The sequence below is a fragment of the Mesorhizobium sp. M7A.F.Ca.CA.004.04.2.1 genome, assembly GCF_004022825.1.
In the GTDB taxonomy this organism is placed as follows: domain Bacteria; phylum Pseudomonadota; class Alphaproteobacteria; order Rhizobiales; family Rhizobiaceae; genus Mesorhizobium.
This window is the reverse complement of the sequence record NZ_RZPH01001422.1, coordinates 1-1119: the sequence shown is the minus strand read 5'-3', so window position 1 is coordinate 1119 and position 1119 is coordinate 1. Positions and strand designations below refer to the sequence as shown.

General features: G+C 55.9%; 1 protein-coding gene and 1 pseudogene. Both read left to right on the top strand.

The features are described from left to right. Nucleotides 1-209 (top strand): annotated as a pseudogene (locus EN893_RS35080) (hypothetical protein); the annotation flags it as partial. Between the two features lie 106 nt (nt 210-315). Then, the gene (locus EN893_RS35075; protein ID WP_013532667.1) at nt 316-915 is read left to right on the top strand and encodes a superoxide dismutase; all 600 of its coding nucleotides are present in this window, start codon (nt 316-318) and stop codon (nt 913-915) included. The last annotated feature ends 204 nt before the right edge of the window (nt 916-1119 follow it).

Here is a 1119-nt window from a genome sequence, read left to right as displayed (position 1 = left end):
GCGCCTTTTCCGTGGTCTTGAACCCATACTCGCCAAGCAGCGTTATCGTGCGCGATTTCCTCGAAGCGGACGAAATTTTTTCGACCGGGAACCATTCCAAGGTCGTGCCGGTCACGCGTATCGAGGATCGCAATCTGCAACCCGGGCCGGTGGCCAAAAAGGCGCGCGAACTCTATTGGGATTGGGCGCATTCGACTTCCGCTGCTTGAGCGGATAAAAAGGCGACCGACGCTTCATCCGGAGTTGTCCCAATCCATTCCAGACCTATCTTACTCCGGTGTCGACACCGGATTTTTCCACGAGGGAGTACTATCCATGGCCTTTGAATTGCCCGCTCTGCCTTACGACTATGAGGCCTTGCAGCCTTACATGTCGAAAGAGACGCTGGAATATCACCACGACAAGCACCACAAGGCGTATGTCGATAACGGAAACAAGCTCGCCGCCGAGGCAGGCTTGGGTGATCTGTCGGTCGAAGAGGTGGTCAAGCAGTCGTTCGGCAAGAATGCCGGCCTCTTCAACAATGCCGCCCAGCACTACAACCATATCCATTTCTGGAAGTGGATGAAGAAAGGCGGCGGCGGCAACAAGCTGCCGGGCGCCCTGCAGAAGGCAGTTGATAGCGATCTCGGTGGCTATGACAAGTTCAAGGCCGACTTCATTGCCGCCGGCACGACCCAGTTCGGTTCCGGCTGGGCCTGGGTTTCCGTCAAGGATGGCAAGCTGGCGATCTCGAAGACGCCGAACGGCGAGAACCCGCTCGTCCATGGCGCGTCGCCGATCCTCGGGGTCGATGTCTGGGAGCATTCCTATTACATCGACTATCGCAACGCCCGGCCGAAATATCTCGAGGCGTTCGTCGACAGCCTGATCAACTGGGACCATGTCCTTGAATTGTACGAAAAGGCGAAGTGATCGATTTCCAGGAAGCCCCGGTATCACCCGGGGCTTTTCTTTTTCAGTGTCCCATAAAAAGCAAAGATCTGGCAAAAGTCGTCCGGGGAGGGAATTTTCCTCCTACGGCATCCGTTAACGTCCTGTCCCGAAATGCCTTCATCATGGAGCCAATTGAATGAGAAAGCTTGTTATCGCCATCTCTACGCTCGCACTCGCGGCCTC